16 protein-coding genes and 1 tRNA gene are annotated in these 14,169 nt (G+C 59.2%); 7 read left to right on the forward strand and 10 right to left on the reverse strand.

Annotation, left to right across the window (positions count from 1 at the left end):
• Positions 1 to 256 precede the first annotated feature (256 nt).
• Positions 257 to 1,204: a phosphoribosylaminoimidazolesuccinocarboxamide synthase gene (locus tag ASD00_RS27720; protein WP_025427063.1), complete on the forward strand. Its 948-nt coding sequence runs from the start codon at positions 257 to 259 to the stop codon at positions 1,202 to 1,204.
• A gap of 33 nt (positions 1,205 to 1,237) precedes the next feature.
• On the opposite strand, the gene ASD00_RS27725 is transcribed toward ASD00_RS27720, so the two are convergent.
• From ASD00_RS27725 to metG, 3 genes are read right to left on the reverse strand one after another with little or no spacing between them, the layout of a single operon-like run.
• Positions 1,238 to 2,074: an MBL fold metallo-hydrolase gene (locus ASD00_RS27725; RefSeq protein ID WP_057210388.1), complete on the reverse strand. Its 837-nt coding sequence runs from the start codon at positions 2,072 to 2,074 to the stop codon at positions 1,238 to 1,240.
• 1 nt (position 2,075) lies between these two features.
• Positions 2,076 to 2,855, reverse strand: a complete 780-nt coding sequence (locus ASD00_RS27730) for a TatD family hydrolase (protein WP_025427061.1) — start codon at positions 2,853 to 2,855, stop codon at positions 2,076 to 2,078.
• A gap of 15 nt (positions 2,856 to 2,870) precedes the next feature.
• Positions 2,871 to 4,421: a methionine--tRNA ligase gene (gene metG, locus ASD00_RS27735; protein WP_057210390.1), complete on the reverse strand. Its 1,551-nt coding sequence runs from the start codon at positions 4,419 to 4,421 to the stop codon at positions 2,871 to 2,873.
• A gap of 179 nt (positions 4,422 to 4,600) precedes the next feature.
• Here metG and ASD00_RS27740 point away from each other — a divergent pair, with 179 nt between their 5' ends.
• Positions 4,601 to 4,906, forward strand: coding sequence for a pyrophosphatase (locus ASD00_RS27740; protein WP_057210392.1), 306 nt, complete (start codon positions 4,601 to 4,603; stop codon positions 4,904 to 4,906).
• Here the strand turns inward: ASD00_RS27740 and ASD00_RS27745 are convergent.
• The 4 genes from ASD00_RS27745 to ASD00_RS27760 form a co-directional block, all read right to left on the reverse strand.
• A complete protein-coding gene (locus ASD00_RS27745; RefSeq protein WP_025427058.1) occupies positions 4,901 to 5,932 on the reverse strand; it encodes a DNA polymerase III subunit delta' in 1,032 nt (343 codons plus the stop codon). The two genes, ASD00_RS27740 and ASD00_RS27745, sit on opposite strands and share 6 nt — an antisense overlap.
• On the reverse strand, positions 5,929 to 6,609 hold the full coding sequence (gene tmk / locus ASD00_RS27750) for a dTMP kinase (protein ID WP_038576098.1): 681 nt from the start codon (positions 6,607 to 6,609) through the stop codon (positions 5,929 to 5,931). Before tmk ends, ASD00_RS27745 begins: the two co-directional genes overlap by 4 nt.
• Positions 6,610 to 6,689: 80 nt before the next feature.
• Positions 6,690 to 7,850 carry a D-alanyl-D-alanine carboxypeptidase family protein gene (locus ASD00_RS27755; protein ID WP_025427057.1) on the reverse strand — a complete coding sequence of 387 codons (1,161 nt, stop codon included), beginning with the start codon at positions 7,848 to 7,850 and terminating at the stop codon, positions 6,690 to 6,692.
• A 60-nt stretch (positions 7,851 to 7,910) separates the two neighbouring features.
• Positions 7,911 to 8,942 (reverse strand): septal ring lytic transglycosylase RlpA family protein, encoded by a 1,032-nt coding sequence (locus ASD00_RS27760; protein WP_025427056.1) that lies wholly within the window; start codon positions 8,940 to 8,942, stop codon positions 7,911 to 7,913.
• Positions 8,943 to 9,218: 276 nt separating this feature from the next.
• On the opposite strand from ASD00_RS27760, the gene ASD00_RS27765 reads away from it, so the two are divergent.
• The 4 genes from ASD00_RS27765 to ASD00_RS27780 all read left to right on the forward strand — a co-directional run bounded on the left by ASD00_RS27765 (position 9,219) and on the right by ASD00_RS27780 (position 11,378).
• Positions 9,219 to 9,308, forward strand: a tRNA-Ser gene (locus ASD00_RS27765).
• Between the two features lie 673 nt (positions 9,309 to 9,981).
• Positions 9,982 to 10,272, forward strand: coding sequence for a DUF4242 domain-containing protein (locus tag ASD00_RS27770; RefSeq protein ID WP_025427055.1), 291 nt, complete (start codon positions 9,982 to 9,984; stop codon positions 10,270 to 10,272).
• Positions 10,273 to 10,449: 177 nt separating this feature from the next.
• A complete protein-coding gene (locus ASD00_RS27775) occupies positions 10,450 to 10,593 on the forward strand; it encodes a hypothetical protein (RefSeq protein WP_164474927.1) in 144 nt (47 codons plus the stop codon).
• A gap of 497 nt (positions 10,594 to 11,090) precedes the next feature.
• Positions 11,091 to 11,378: a hypothetical protein gene (locus ASD00_RS27780; protein ID WP_025427054.1), complete on the forward strand. Its 288-nt coding sequence runs from the start codon at positions 11,091 to 11,093 to the stop codon at positions 11,376 to 11,378.
• A 58-nt stretch (positions 11,379 to 11,436) separates the two neighbouring features.
• Here ASD00_RS27780 and ASD00_RS27785 read toward each other — a convergent pair whose 3' ends face one another.
• The gene (locus tag ASD00_RS27785; protein ID WP_025427053.1) at positions 11,437 to 11,676 is read right to left on the reverse strand and encodes a hypothetical protein; all 240 of its coding nucleotides are present in this window, start codon (positions 11,674 to 11,676) and stop codon (positions 11,437 to 11,439) included.
• A 180-nt stretch (positions 11,677 to 11,856) separates the two neighbouring features.
• Here ASD00_RS27785 and lexA point away from each other — a divergent pair, with 180 nt between their 5' ends.
• Positions 11,857 to 12,573 carry a transcriptional repressor LexA gene (gene lexA, locus ASD00_RS27790; protein ID WP_025427052.1) on the forward strand — a complete coding sequence of 239 codons (717 nt, stop codon included), beginning with the start codon at positions 11,857 to 11,859 and terminating at the stop codon, positions 12,571 to 12,573.
• Positions 12,574 to 12,792: 219 nt separating this feature from the next.
• Here the strand turns inward: lexA and ASD00_RS27795 are convergent, their stop codons facing one another.
• Both ASD00_RS27795 and ASD00_RS41030 read right to left on the reverse strand, forming a co-directional pair.
• The gene (locus tag ASD00_RS27795; protein ID WP_025427051.1) at positions 12,793 to 13,125 is read right to left on the reverse strand and encodes a hypothetical protein; all 333 of its coding nucleotides are present in this window, start codon (positions 13,123 to 13,125) and stop codon (positions 12,793 to 12,795) included.
• A gap of 643 nt (positions 13,126 to 13,768) precedes the next feature.
• Positions 13,769 to 13,915: a hypothetical protein gene (locus ASD00_RS41030; protein ID WP_025427050.1), complete on the reverse strand. Its 147-nt coding sequence runs from the start codon at positions 13,913 to 13,915 to the stop codon at positions 13,769 to 13,771.
• Between the last annotated feature and the right edge of the window lie 254 nt (positions 13,916 to 14,169).

Consider the following 14,169-nt stretch of genomic DNA (forward strand, 5'->3'; position numbering starts at 1 on the left):
CGCAATCAATCCCATCCGCAATCTCCCAGGTCATCAAAACCCGGGGAGAGTGACATTCTTACTTTGCAGGATCAGGACACTTCAACTTTGCGGCTACACGAGAAAATCAGATAAGATAGATTATGGAACATATAGATGTGCCGAAATGCCCGTTTCCGGGCGTATTGCACCTACTCTTGGCTTGACCCAGCCGTTCGCGGCTGCTTATTCGTTCGCCACGAAACCTCGTTTTGCAAGGCCCGATGCGATGAGCGAATTGCGCGTTCTTTCAGATGCTTTCATTCCAGAACTGCCAAACCGCTACAATGGCAAAGTGCGCGAAAACTATGATCTGCCCGGCGGCGAACGCATCATCATCGCGACCGACCGGCTGAGCGCCTTCGACATCATCCTGACGTCCATTCCGCACAAGGGTCACGTGCTGACGCAGACGGCGCGCTACTGGTTCGAGGAAACCGCCGACATCTGCCCGAACCATGTGATCAGTTATCCCGACCCGAATGTCGTCATCGGCAAGCGGCTCGACATCCTGCCGGTCGAAATCGTCGTCCGCGGCTATCTCGCCGGCACCACCAGCACGTCGATCCTGACGAAATATCGCAACGGCGAGCGCGACATGTATGGCATTCGTTTGCCCGACGGTCTGCGCGACAATCAAAAGCTTCCGCAAGCAATCATCACGCCCACCAGCAAGGCCTTCGACGGAGGCCATGATGAACCGCTGTCGGAAGACGAAATTCTAGAGCAAGGCCTCCTGACGAAGCAACAGCTCGATACCGTGTGGAGCTATGCGCTGGCGCTGTTTGCGCGGGGCCAGGCGCGAGCCGCCGAACGTGGCCTGATCCTTGTCGATACGAAGTACGAGTTCGGCACCGACAAGGATGGAACCATCATCCTTGCCGACGAGATCCACACGCCCGACAGCAGTCGATACTGGATCGCCGACAGCTATCAGCAGAGCTTTGAAAACGGCGAGCGGCCGAAAAGCTTCGACAAGGATTTCGTGCGCGCCTGGGTCACCGAGCGCTGCGATCCCTACAGGGATCCGGTCCCGGAAATCCCGAGAGAACTGGTCGAGCAAACGTCAGCTGTCTATATCGAAGCCTATGAGAAGATCACCGGGCGCACCTTCGTTCCGAATCTTTCGGGTGGCACCGTGCTGGAGCGCATCCGCAAGAACCTGGCGCCGTATTTTTCGAAATAGGCCTGAATATTAGATATTTCGAACACGTGAAGTTCAGGCGTCTCCGAGCACGGGGACGTCGACTTCGAATTCGAGACGCATCAGGTCATAAGCCGGCTCGACATGATCAGGCGTTTCACCTTGGACGGTGTCGTAGTCGAGCGGCACATGCATATGCGTCAGAACGGCTTTCTTCGGACGAAGCCGATCGATCCAGCCAAGTGACTGCACCAGCGACAGATGGCTCGGATGAAATTTGTACTGGAGGGTATCGAGCACCAGAAGCTCGAGACCATAAAGGTTTGCGATTGTTTCCGGCGGAAAGTCGCTGACATCGCTGCAATAGGCGAAATCGCCGACGCGAAATCCGAGCGAGTGGATATTGCCGTGAAACTGCATCAAGGGCTGGAAGGTGATCGGGCCACCTGCCCCTGTTATGATCACGGATGAAAGATCGTCGGCGATGATATGTGCGTCGACGATGGGCGGATAGCCGCTTCCGGGCGGCGATTCCAGGCAGTAATGAAACCCTTCGCGAATCCGGCCCATAGTGAAAGCGTCCGCCCAGATCGGTACTCTCTTCTTATTTTCAATGACATAGCCGCGCAAGTCATCGATGCCATGCAGATGGTCCGCATGGGCATGGGTATAGAGCACCGCGTCGATGTGGCGGACATTTGCCGCCACCATCTGGGCGCGAAAATCCGGACCGGTATCGATGACCACAGTCGTCTTGCCGCCATCCGGCGCGATCTGCTCCACCAGCAGAGCGGCGCGCATGCGGCGGTTCTTCGGATTTTTGGGATCGCAGGCGCCCCAGTCCCCGGTGATACGCGGCACGCCAGGCGACGAACCACAGCCGAGAATGGTGAAAGCGCGCCTGAATGCCACGTTAGAGCCTCGGCATCTTGGAGAAGATGCGGAAAGCGTTTTCCGTCGTATGCGTTGCAATCTCGTCCTTCGTCACACCGATCGTATCGGCCAGAACATCGGCCGTGTGCGCCACATAGGCAGGCTCGTTGCGCTTGCCGCGAAACGGCTTGGGCGCAAGATAAGGTGCGTCGGTCTCAACAATCATGCGATCATGCGGAACCGTCTTCGCGATCTCGCGCAGTTCTTCCGATTTCGGGAAGGTCAGGATGCCGGAGAACGACACGTAGCCGCCGAGCTCGACGCCAATTCGCGCCAGATCCGGACCCGACGAGAAGCAATGCAGAAGGAAGGGGAAGGCGCCCTTCCCTGTCTCTTCGGTCAGGATCGCCGCCATGTCGTCGTCTGCCGAACGGCTATGAATGACGAGCGGCAAACCGGTTTCGCGCGCCGCAGCGATATGCCGGCGCAGACCCTCGGCCTGAGCGTCGCGCGGCGCGTTGTCGTAGAAATAATCGAGACCCGCCTCGCCGATCGCCACCACCTTCGGGTGGGCCGAAAGCCGGATGAGATCGTCTGCAGTGATATCAAGCTCTTCATCCGCGTTGTGCGGATGGGTGCCGACGGAACAGAAGACGTTCGGATAAGCTTCCGCAATCGCAAGGATCGTGTCGAACCGCTTCACGCGTGTCGAGATCGTGATCATCTGGCCGACGCCTGCTGCGCGCGCGCGCTCGATGATAGCGTCGCGCTCAGCCTCGAAGTCGGGAAAATCCAGATGGCAATGCGTATCGATAAGCATGCTGATCGTGCCTTATTACGCTTCCGGGGCGACATAGCGTGGGAAGACCGGCTTCGGCGCTTCAAGCGGCGTTCCGGAGACAAGACGGCCGGTCTCGCCGAGTGCCGCAAAGTCGCGCTTGTCGGCTGGGGCTGCCACCAGGTCGAGCAGTTTTCCTGACGATTCCGGCATGAAGGGCTGCAACAGGATGGCAATCTGGCGAACGACCTCGGCGGTGACGTAGAGCACGGTTGCCATACGCGCCGGATCGGTCTTTTTCAGGGCCCAAGGCTCCTGGCCGGCGAAATAGCGATCGGTCTCCGAAACGACCGCAATGATCGCCGCAAGCGCGCGGTGGATCATCTGCTTGCCCATCTCGTCGCGGGTGATCTCGAGCAGCGCATCGGCGGCCGCCAACATCGCCTTGTCTTCGTCGGTCAACGCACCGCAGACAGGAATATGGCCATCGCAATTCTTGACGATCATCGACAACGAACGGCTCGCCAAGTTGCCGATGCCATTGGCAAGGTCGGAGTTGATGCGGGTTGCAATCCCCTCCTCGCTGTAGCTTCCGTCCTGGCCGAAGGAAACCTCGCGCAGGAAGAAGTAGCGGATCTGGTCGAGACCGAAATGCTCGACGAGATTGAACGGATCGACGACGTTGCCGAGCGACTTCGACATCTTCTCGCCCTTGTTGAGCAGGAAGCCGTGGGCGAAGACGCGCTTGGGCAGCGGCAGGCCGGCCGACATCAGGAAAGCGGGCCAGTAGACCGCGTGAAAGCGGATGATGTCCTTGCCGATGATATGGATGTTCGCCGGCCAGAATTTCGCCCGCGGTCCCTGCGGATTGTCGAGATAGCCGGTCGCGGTGATGTAGTTGGTGAGCGCGTCGACCCAGACATACATGACATGACCAGGATCGTTCGGCACCTTGATGCCCCAATCGAAGGTGGTGCGCGAAACAGACAGGTCCTTGAGGCCTGACTTCACGAAGGAGATCACTTCGTTGCGGCGCTCAGCCGGGCCGATGAAGTCAGGGTTCTCTTCGTAGTGCTTCAGCAGCTTGTCCTGATACTCCGACAGCTTGAAGAAGTAGCTCTGCTCCTCGACCCATTCGACCGGCGTGCCCTGCGGACCGTAACGCACGCCGTCGGCGCGCAGCTCGGTCTCGTTCTCCTGGTAATAGGCTTCGTCGCGCACGGAGTACCAGCCGGCGTAGGAATCCTTGTAGAGGTCGCCCGCCTCGCCCATGCGGTTCCAGATGTCCTGCGACGCCTCGTGGTGGCGCTTCTCGGTGGTGCGGATGAAGTCGTCATTCGACGCGTTCAGGAGAACCGCCATCTTCTGGAATTCCGAGGAGTTCCGGTCGGCGAGTTCCTGAGGCGTCACGCCTTCGCGGCGCGCCGTCTGCTGCATCTTCTGGCCGTGTTCGTCCGTGCCCGTCAGGAAGAATACGTCGCGTCCGTCCAGGCGCTGGTAGCGCGCCATTGCATCCGTTGCGATCAACTCATAGGCGTGGCCGATATGCGGCTTGCCGTTCGGGTAGGAAATCGCGGTGGTGATGTAAAAGGGGGACGTGTCTCTCATAAGCGGATTCAATCTATCTCGGATAAAGCTACCGACGCTCTTAGCGCATACGCCGCGCGGAAGGAACCGGGAGATGGCAGAAAAGCCCGCACCGAAGCCGCTGATCGACATCCATTCCCGCTTGTGTGGACGCAAACGAAACAATAGAACAAATAGGAAACAAACGCGAAGGGATCGTCATGTTGCGCCAGCTTGAACGTCAATTCGAAGCGGCATCGGCCCACTACGCCCAAGACAACGGCATCGAGCGGGATGCAGATTGGTTCATGCTCAAGATGCAGGAGGAAATCGGCGAACTGACCCAGGCCTGGAACAAGCACACCGGCCGCGGCAGGCGGCATGGAAAATCAGAGGACGAGATCCAGACCGATATGGCGGACGAGGCCGCAGATCTGCTGGGTCACGTGCTGCTTTTCGCCCACCATCACGACCTGGATCTGGTCGCTGCGATCAAGCGCAAATGGAAGTTTCAGGTCCAGCTATAGCGCCGCCTTGACGTCGTCCAGCAGCGAAAGAATGGTTTGCTTGCGATCGAGATTATAGGCGTCGCTGATGGTGAGGCGTTCCCCGGTCGTGGCCGAAAGCCGGGCGAAACGCTCGGCGCGCATGATGTCGCCGGCAACGGCCGCATCGCGGGCTTCGCGCATCAGCCGGCCTGTCAGCAGCGACGTGAAGAAATCGAAGATCGTTTCGCTGTCCTTGGCCGAAAGCACGTCGGCAAGTTTGTGCATGTCCTTGCGGATCCCCGGCCCTTGCCCCGCGAGGATCGCCTCGAAGGTCGCGGTGATTTCCAGACCGCCGTAGTTGATGAGCTTCAGCGCCTCCGCCACGCTGCCATTGGCAGCGGCCAGAACGCGCGCGGCATTTTCGCTCTCAAGATCGAAGCCGAGATGACCGAGCGCCTGGCGCAGCGCCAAAGGCTCCAACGGCTTCAGCCGCAGCGGCAGGCAGCGCGAACGGATGGTTGGTAATAGCTTACCCGGCGCGTGGGTCAGCACCAGGAACAGCGACCGACGCGGCGGTTCCTCGAGAATTTTCAGGATGGCGTTGGCGGCGTTCCGGTTGAGATCGTCGGCCGGGTCGATGATGACGATGCGCCAGTTGCCGGTGCCGGATGTCTGCGAAAAGAACTTGCCGGCCCTTCGCACCTCGTCGACGGTGATGGCACCCTTGACCCTGCCCGTCTTCTCGTCGACCGGCCGCGTCAGATGCAGAAGATTGTGCGATGCGCCGGAGGCCAATTGCCGGCCGACGATCGAGGCCGGGTCGGGATCCTCAAGCCTTTCGGGCGCAGTCGCGGGATCCGGGTGATTGAGGATGTGGCTGGCGAAGCGAAACGCAAGCGTCGCCTTACCGATACCCTCCGGCCCTTCGATCAGAATGGCGTGGTGTCCCTTGCCCGAACGGTAGCTCTGGGCCAGAAACGCTTCCGCCTGCTCATGACCAAACAGCCGGTCGTTCTGGACCGGCGCGATTGCCCCTTCAAGTACACCTGGCGCTTCCGACGTCATGGTGCGGACCCCGCATTCGAAGGCCCGGAGACTTCAGCGTTCGCAAGCAAGCTCTCTAGCAGGCCGAGCACCTCTGCGGCAATCGCCTCGGCGGATTGCGTCGCATCGATAACCCGGCACCTGTCCGGATCCGCCCGTGCGATATCGAGGAAGGCCTCGCGGCGCTTTTCATGCGTCTCAAGCTCTTCCTTCTCGAAACGATCCGGGCTGTCATCGCCGGCGCGGCGTTGGGCGCGCTCGAGACCGATAGTCGCCGGCAGATCGAAAATCACGGTCCGGTCCGGGACTACGCCATTGATGGCAACCCGCTCCAGCGTCTCGACAAAGGCCGGCTCCAGATTGCCGGTGATGCCCTGGTAGACGCGCGACGAGTCCATGAAACGGTCGCAAAGCACGATCGTTCCCCCAGTCAGCGCCGGCCGGATGACCTCTTCGACATGATCGCTGCGCGCCGCAGCAAACAGAATGGCTTCCATTCGGACGCCGAAGGCTTCGGCCGCCCCCGAAAGCAGCACATGGCGCACCGCTTCGGCCCCGACCGATCCGCCCGGCTCGCGCGTCGTCAGCACCTTGTGGCCGAGCGCGCGCAGAGAATCGGCGAGCAGGCGCAACTGGGTCGATTTGCCGGCCCCTTCCCCGCCCTCGAATGTTACAAACAGACCTTTTGCCAGCGGCACAATGCTTTCCTATATCGGCATGCGATTTGGCTCTGTTTAGCCGATTGGCCCACCCGATGAAACCGCCAGAACCGGTTTTGTTACAGCCAGAAGAAGAAGAGTTCCTGCAGAGCGTCGAGCGCGCGGCTCGCCAGTGTCCCTTGGCCCACTGCTCCCGCCGTCTTGACCGGAACCTCGCGTAGCAGCTTTTCGCCGTTCCACAGTCGGACGACACCGACCTCGGCGCCGGCTTCCACGGGAGCGCGCAACGGCCATTTGTAGACGACACGGGCCGTCAGGCGTTCCGGGTTGTTGACCGGCAGCAGCACATCAACCGGCCCACCAGCGACAAGCGCGACATGGGAGGCCGCACCGCCGTAGATACTGGCCTCGCCGATCGCCTCGCCATCAGCAAAAATTCGCCGCTTTTCGAACGCCGTCATCGCCCAGTCAAGCACCTTGCGGCTTTCCTCCGTACGCTCCTTATCGGTATCGAGCCCGCCCATCGCGAGATAGACACGCCGGTCGCCACGCTGCATCGATGCGGCCAGCGAAAAACCGTAGCCTTCGGCAAAACCCGTGGCGACACCATCGACCCCGAGTTTGGCCGCGATCAACGGGTTCTTGTTGCGCTGAAGGATCTTGTTCCACTCGAACTCAGGCTGGGCGTAGAGCCGATAGAGATCGGGGTGCGCCTCGTGCAGATGACGGGTCAGCGTCACCAGTTCGGTCATAGTGATCCGGTTCTGGGGATCCGGCAGACCTGTGGCGTTACCGAACGTGGCGATAGGCATGCCGAGTTCGCGAGCGCGGGCCGTCATCTTTTCGGCAAAGGCGGTTTCGCTACCGGCCATCCCCTCTCCGAGGATGATGCAGGCATCATTGGCAAGCTGAACGGCCACCCCTTGCAACAGATCGGCCACGCGAATGCGCGACTTCAGCGCAGCAAACATCGTCGAAGTGCCGGATGGGGCGCCGCCCGTGCGCCACGCGTGTTCGGAAACGTCGAAGGCCGTTTCGGCCGAAAGCTCACCCTTGGCGATGGCCTCGGCCACCACTTCCATCGTCATCAACTTGGCAAGAGAGGCGGGCGGAACCGGTTCGTTCTCGGCGCGGGAAAACAGAACGGTGCCGGTTTCGGCATCCACCAGCAGGATCTGCTTTGCCTTGGTGTCAAACGCCACCGGCGGCGTCTGAGCCGCTGCCGCACTCGCGAGCAACGCCGCAAGGCCGAACGTGACCGTAAGCATCATCAAGCGCATGGGAAACTCCGGTTTCCCATTGGGCATAGCAGCGTCATCAGAATGGTACAACGCCCCAGGTTACCTGAGCGAACCGGTTCTGCCTTGGCGCTTCGCATGGGCAACGATGGATTCAGGCGTAAGCGGATTGGTCTCGACCATGATCGCTTCAAACGGCGATTCCGCATCGCTTACCCGCACTTCCACATAGGCGGCCGCATAGGCCATGTTGCCGTCAGGCATCGGAATGTATTCCGGTCGCTCGCGCGGGATCGGCCCGATTTCCGGAAGCATGACGAACTCGCTCAGCGACGGCGGTGCTGCAAATTGCGGGACAGGTGCAGCCAACGCCGTTACCGTACCGGCGGTATCAAGGGACGATTTCGGCGGAATGACCAGCGTTCCCAACTGGTTGCGCATCGGCTCATTCGAGGCGACCATCACGCCGGTTGCGATCTGGCCCTCCGGCATGACGCCCGGACTGCGGTCGCCCTTCGTGACATAGGACGCCATGAGATAGGGCATGTCGTTGCCTTCAAGCGGTGCGCGGCCGACATATTGCACCCGAACCTTGGCACTGCCCTTCTGCTTGATATCGAGCAAATCGGCTGTCTTCGACGAAACGTCGATGATGCGGCCATATTCATAGGGACCGCGATCGTTCACACGAACGATGACGGAAGTGCCGTTTTCGGTGTTGGTGACACGCGCATAGCTCGGCAGCGGAAAGGTCGGATGCGCGGCGGACAGATGAAGCTTGTCGTAGACTTCGCCATTGGCCGTCAGGCGACCATGAAAGGCCGAGCCGTACCAGGACGCGACACCGGTCTTGTTGTAACCGAAATCTTCCTTCGGCTGGTACCACTTGCCCTTGACCTGATAGGCTTTGCCGACCTGAAAGCGGCCGCCGCCCTTCGGAATATTCTTGCCGGTAGCGACACGGGGGCTCGCCTTCACGCCATAAACGGACTCAGCAAAGTATTCTTTGCTTCTCGACTTGCTCTTCTTGATACTGGACGTCGATCCGCAAGCCGCAAGCGTTGCGCAAAGCACAGGGACCGCCGCAAGGCGCAGTCCCTTGATCAGATATGCCGCATTTTTACTGGATGTCATCTGTCCCACAACATCATTCGAATAAGCCGTACTCGAAACCTTCCACTCGTGCCCCCAGCGGAAATCTCGGCGTCCCGAAACGGAACAGTCGATTAATCATGACAGCAACAAGGCAAAATTGCGAACCGACGAATGGCTGACGGCTCGAAATCTCCAGTTATGGTTTACGAATGGTTACCCGGACAAAATGGGCAGCGGATGCGCCAAGAAAATCTTTCCGCCCACGCATGTTAAATCTTGCAAAGCAGCAAGGCTTCGCGCAATAACGCCCTGCCCGGAGGAGTGGCCGAGCGGTTTAAGGCACCGGTCTTGAAAACCGGCGTGCGTGAAAGCGCACCGTGGGTTCGAATCCCACCTCCTCCGCCATGGCTGTCTCATTTTTCGCCACCCATTATTGCGCTCGGTCGCCAAGTGAATGCTTTGGCGGCGAACGCATACAAGTTTTGCGAGTATTCCCCGATCATAGCCGCAGCATTGACGGCGCTTGCAAGGCGGTGGCTCGACCCGCTTGCCATCCCAGATAATTTGAGGGAAAGTCTGATTCCGGCCCATCGAGCCCTGGGCGATCTCCCAGAACTAGAGAAAACCATGCCTCTTAAATATTTGACGACAGCCGCTTTTCTCGCGCTTCTTGCGCTTGCCGGATGCGCAAGCACCGGCGGCAGCAACACGACCTATGCGCAGTGGCAAGGTCCAACACCTGTACCCGATCCGTCTGCGGCGAGTCCCGGCGGTTTCCGGCTCAGCTACTAACTTGCGCTAGTATACGCGTGTCGGACGGAGCGCATCGCGCGCTCCCATCCCCGGCCGCGCGATTCCAGTCGCATAGAGCTATTGGCCGCGAGATATTGTGATCGCGGGGCGATACAGGCGCCCATCGTTTGATCGGACGCCAGTCCCGGTGGAGCCCCTTCCGCTGCTTGATCCTATACTTCCAGGGAAATCGTCGTGAATCGCCGCATCACCGGTGGAAAGTATTGACTTCAATTATATTAGATATTCTTGATATTCAGTCCTCCAACAACCGAGGAACTGAACGATGCCCACCTACATCATTGAACGCGACGTCCCAGGGGCCGACAAGCTCAACCAGGACGACCTTTGCGCATTATCGGCAAAATCCAATGCTGTCGTCGCCGATCTTGGCGTACCATATACATGGATCACCAGTTATGTCGCCGGCGACAAGATTTACTGCGTCCACGAGGCATCAAGCGCCGACGTCATTCGCGAACATTCGGAACGCGCCGGATTTCCGGCGAACAAGATAACCGAAGTTGCTGCCGTCATAGGGCCTGCGACAGCATCCCAGGGGCGCAACGGTAAGTGACCGAAGCGACGTTATCATCGCAGTGCCCGGACACCGGGCACGAATGCGCGACGCAACGCCGGCAAAACAGTGATCCACCGGCACCGTCATTGACTTACGGCGGTATCAATGCAGGCTGGTTTGCCGGCATTCGGCGCCCATGCAGGGTTCCCCGGCACACCTTCCAAGGAGACGATCATGGCAAAAGGTCAAGTGCGAAGTAACCGCGAGGTTAGAAAGCCAAAGAAGGACAAGACTGTCAAAGCCGCCGTTGTGACGGAAGGCTCACAGGTGAAGCTGGCCGGCAGCAGTTTCTCCCTGGGCAAGAAAGACAAGAAGTAAGACGGTCGGCTTTAACCTCTCGAACTAACGACACGAGAGAGATATCCGTCAGTGGCCAGTCGAACTGGGGTGCGCAACGTCTCCGCGACATCCCGGCGCGACTGGTCGAGCACCCGCGGTCAGATGCCGGTTTCGTAGCGCGTTTGAACGTCGTATGTATTTGGCTGGAGATGCGAAGATCGCTACAGGCGGATGCCGCTGGCCACTCGCACTCCATTACGGCGTCCAACATCATCGGAAGCATTTGCGGCGGGTATTGTTGATCAGCTGCCAGCGCCACGCTTTGAGGCGGGCGCCGGAAAATCGAAAACGCCAACGCACCTCACGCCAATCTTTGTGCCTTCATTGCCACAGCTTGAGCACCAGTGCTCGCCTTTCGCAAAGAACTGTTGAACACGGCACAGTGCCCGGCATGCTTGCTGGACTTCGGAACGAAAGCACGGTTCACATCGTTAACCAAACCATCGCCGCCACCTCTGATCTAGTGGACGTTCACCGTGCTTGCAGCCTTGCTTATCGCCTCGATTATCGCATCGCCTAACATCGCCCTCAGCGCTGCCACGGTCGACGACCTGCAAGCCGACTTCGAAACGGCCGTGCCCTGCCAGCAGATAGACGGCCGGAACGTTTGGAAGGGAACGATCGCCTACTACATCCAGTCCTTCGTCTATCAAGGCGACACGCCGGTCGCGACCGAAGCGGCCGACGCTGTGCTGCCGGAGGACAACTCCGCGGAAACCGTCAAGGAATTCGAGGACGCCTGCTCCGCGACGCAGCCGGCCTGATTCAGGCCTCCTCTAGCAGATCGCCCATCGATATTTCTGCTGATCCCTTGATGGCAGGCTATTTCCACTGCGTCCCATCGGCCGCGGCGCAACCGTGCGGCGGGTGTCCGTTGCCAAATGTCAGCTTCAGCCGGTCACAACCCCATTGATTGAGCGGCCCGGGCATCGCCGCATTCAACGCGATACCAACTTCGTCAAACGGGCTCTGCTTGTTATCCACGTATTGATACCAGCGAAACCCAAGGATCGCGGTCGCGGCGACAACGATGGTCAGCAAGATTTGAATCAGCTTCGTCATTAAACCCTCATTCCATAAACGGAAGGAGGCATATCAGCCTCGCGCGGCGCGTGCAGCGACGAGTTGGTCAATCTGCGCTTGATTGAACCAACATTCACAGAATTTTAGGCACTTGCGGAACACATATGGAACAGATAGTGTCTGTTCTTGATTTGTTTCACGCCTCTGGAGCGACTTGCCATGCTGACCCGCAAGCAACAGGAATTGCTTCTTTTCATCCATGAACGAATGAAGGAGTCCGGTGTACCGCCGTCCTTCGACGAGATGAAGGATGCACTCGACCTGGCATCCAAGTCGGGCATTCACCGGCTGATCACAGCGCTCGAGGAACGCGGCTTCATACGCCGGCTTCCCAACCGCGCCCGAGCGCTCGAAGTCATCAAACTGCCGGAAGCCTATGCTGCGAGCGCGCAGCCCCGTCGCGGGTTTTCGCCGAGCGTCATCGAGGGTAGCCTTGGCAAACCGCCCGCCCCTGCCCCCGCGGCGAAAACGCTGCCGGTTGCCGACAACAGCTCCGTGTCGGTTCCAGTGATGGGCCGCATTGCCGCCGGCGTGCCGATCTCGGCGATACAGAACAACACCCACGACATTACCGTGCCGCTCGATATGATCGGCAGCGGCGAGCACTACGCCCTTGAAGTGAAGGGTGATTCGATGATCGAGGCCGGCATTTTCGATGGCGATACGGTGATCATCCGCAATGCCACCACGGCCAATCCCGGCGATATCATCGTGGCACTAGTCGATGACGAGGAAGCAACGTTGAAACGCTTCCGGCGCAAGGGCGCTTCAATTGCTCTAGAGGCCGCCAACCCGGCCTATGAGACGCGCATCTTCGGGCCTGACCGGGTCAAGATTCAGGGCAAGCTCGTCGGCTTGATCCGCCGCTACCACTAAGCCCGTCTCACGCCAGCGCAATTCGAGGAAAAGTGCGGAGCGGTTTTCCGCCAGGAAATGCGTAAAAACAAATAGATAGAGCGCCTAGTGACTCCGTTTAAACCGGAAACGCTCTAGCCGCCTTCATGCCGGCCAGCCGCTCTCTTACTTCAACGTCTCGCCACATAGGGTAGCGAGACGGAGATTTTCGGATCGAGTGTTTTTCACGCTCGACGGATTTTACTCGTGAATCGAGTACTCGCCCAACTCGCAGAGATCCTGCTTGTCTTCAGTCGTGTCGAGACCGGAACCTTCTTCGAATTCAAAGCGCATGTCGTATTTGCAGACATCACGTCCGTCGGCGATGGTAATTTCCATGCTTTCGCCCGGATTAAGCACCTGCCGCCCGAAGACGTCGTCTTCCCACTGATCAACACCGACCGGCGATGTGTAGAAGTTCGTCAAAACGGCATTCGTCTTGTTCTTAAGCTGAAAGACGAGATCCTCAGCGCTTGCGGTGGCCGTCGTTACGGCAAGAATGGCAAGAGCAGTCAGGGCGATCTTATATTTCATTTTATGTCTTTTCCTCCATTGTTGGCTTTGTTTGACACTACCTATACGGGTCGCGCTGTTGGGATATTCATTCCCAGTTCTGTCTAGAGACAATATTTTCAGCACTGACAATAGTGACCGAATCACCATTTCGGGGCGCGTCCTCGCAAGGCCATGTCGTTGGCGACTGCGGACGTTCGCAAACTGGCGGGCAAGCGCAGCCCGGTCGAATTGCGCTTTGAAAACAGTGGTTGGCTGCGATGCGGGCAGCCTCGCTGCGCGTGTTGGACGCGCCGCATTGGCCCATGTTCCTTGCCCCCCGAAAACCGTACCTGCGTGCCGGCAGCATGTCCTTTGCGCAGGCACGCACAGCGTTTCACTTTCGACAATCGGGCTGCTATTGACGGAGAACCGCTTTAGCCAATCGCGCAGGCGCTGGGTGACTTGTTGCTTTCATCGTGCGAGGGGCTGAATCACGCGCTCGCCCGCCCTATCTACGTCACACTTTCGTTGACGCTCGCAACGAGCACGCGGCCGCTTACGCCACCGATGGCCGGTATTTCGACCGCCTTCGGATCTGCGTTCGCCTTGAACCTCGCGTGGGGCGTCGACCGCCAGCGGCATTCGCCGCTGCCAAACCTGTTGAGCGTGTGGCCGATGGCGCTCAATTCTCCTGAACGGAAACCCCGTCCTGGCCAATCTTGATCTCTACGCCGGTCGGTTTTGTTTCCTCGCGGTAGACATAGGCGCCGAGACCAATGACGGCGACGGCGAGCATGGCAATGATCAGATAGAGCCCATTACGGTTCATTCAGCAATTCCTCGCTTGGGTACGGTATGGGTAACTAGGTTCGTACCCAAGAAAGGCAACGGTGCGACGCGGACTGTTCGCTCCTCGCGCGGATGATGCAGGACGGATGCGAACGGCCGTAGGCTTTTTCTCCGCACGATCCGTTGGCCGAGCGCTCTTGCGACGCATCGGCTCGGGCCGCGGAACGTCCCCGACGTGGAGCACGAAAGCGTGCTGGCGCACGTATCGGGCACTTGGTCTGAATATGTGCCCGA

Source organism: Ensifer sp. Root31, assembly GCF_001424825.1.
GTDB lineage: Bacteria > Pseudomonadota > Alphaproteobacteria > Rhizobiales > Rhizobiaceae > Ensifer > Ensifer canadensis.

Coding starts and splice junctions, on each gene's coding strand:
- ASD00_RS27730 (WP_025427061.1), bottom strand. CDS start 2,855: ATGCTTATCGATACGCATTGCCATCTGGATTTTCCCGACTTCGAGGCT.
- metG (WP_057210390.1), bottom strand. CDS start 4,421: ATGAGAGACACGTCCCCCTTTTACATCACCACCGCGATTTCCTACCCG.
- ASD00_RS27740 (WP_057210392.1), top strand. CDS start 4,601: ATGTTGCGCCAGCTTGAACGTCAATTCGAAGCGGCATCGGCCCACTAC.
- ASD00_RS27745 (WP_025427058.1), bottom strand. CDS start 5,932: ATGACGTCGGAAGCGCCAGGTGTACTTGAAGGGGCAATCGCGCCGGTC.
- ASD00_RS27755 (WP_025427057.1), bottom strand. CDS start 7,850: ATGCGCTTGATGATGCTTACGGTCACGTTCGGCCTTGCGGCGTTGCTC.
- ASD00_RS27760 (WP_025427056.1), bottom strand. CDS start 8,942: ATGACATCCAGTAAAAATGCGGCATATCTGATCAAGGGACTGCGCCTT.
- ASD00_RS27770 (WP_025427055.1), top strand. CDS start 9,982: ATGCCCACCTACATCATTGAACGCGACGTCCCAGGGGCCGACAAGCTC.
- ASD00_RS27775 (WP_164474927.1), top strand. CDS start 10,450: ATGGCAAAAGGTCAAGTGCGAAGTAACCGCGAGGTTAGAAAGCCAAAG.
- ASD00_RS27785 (WP_025427053.1), bottom strand. CDS start 11,676: ATGACGAAGCTGATTCAAATCTTGCTGACCATCGTTGTCGCCGCGACC.
- lexA (WP_025427052.1), top strand. CDS start 11,857: ATGCTGACCCGCAAGCAACAGGAATTGCTTCTTTTCATCCATGAACGA.
- ASD00_RS27795 (WP_025427051.1), bottom strand. CDS start 13,125: ATGAAATATAAGATCGCCCTGACTGCTCTTGCCATTCTTGCCGTAACG.
- ASD00_RS41030 (WP_025427050.1), bottom strand. CDS start 13,915: ATGAACCGTAATGGGCTCTATCTGATCATTGCCATGCTCGCCGTCGCC.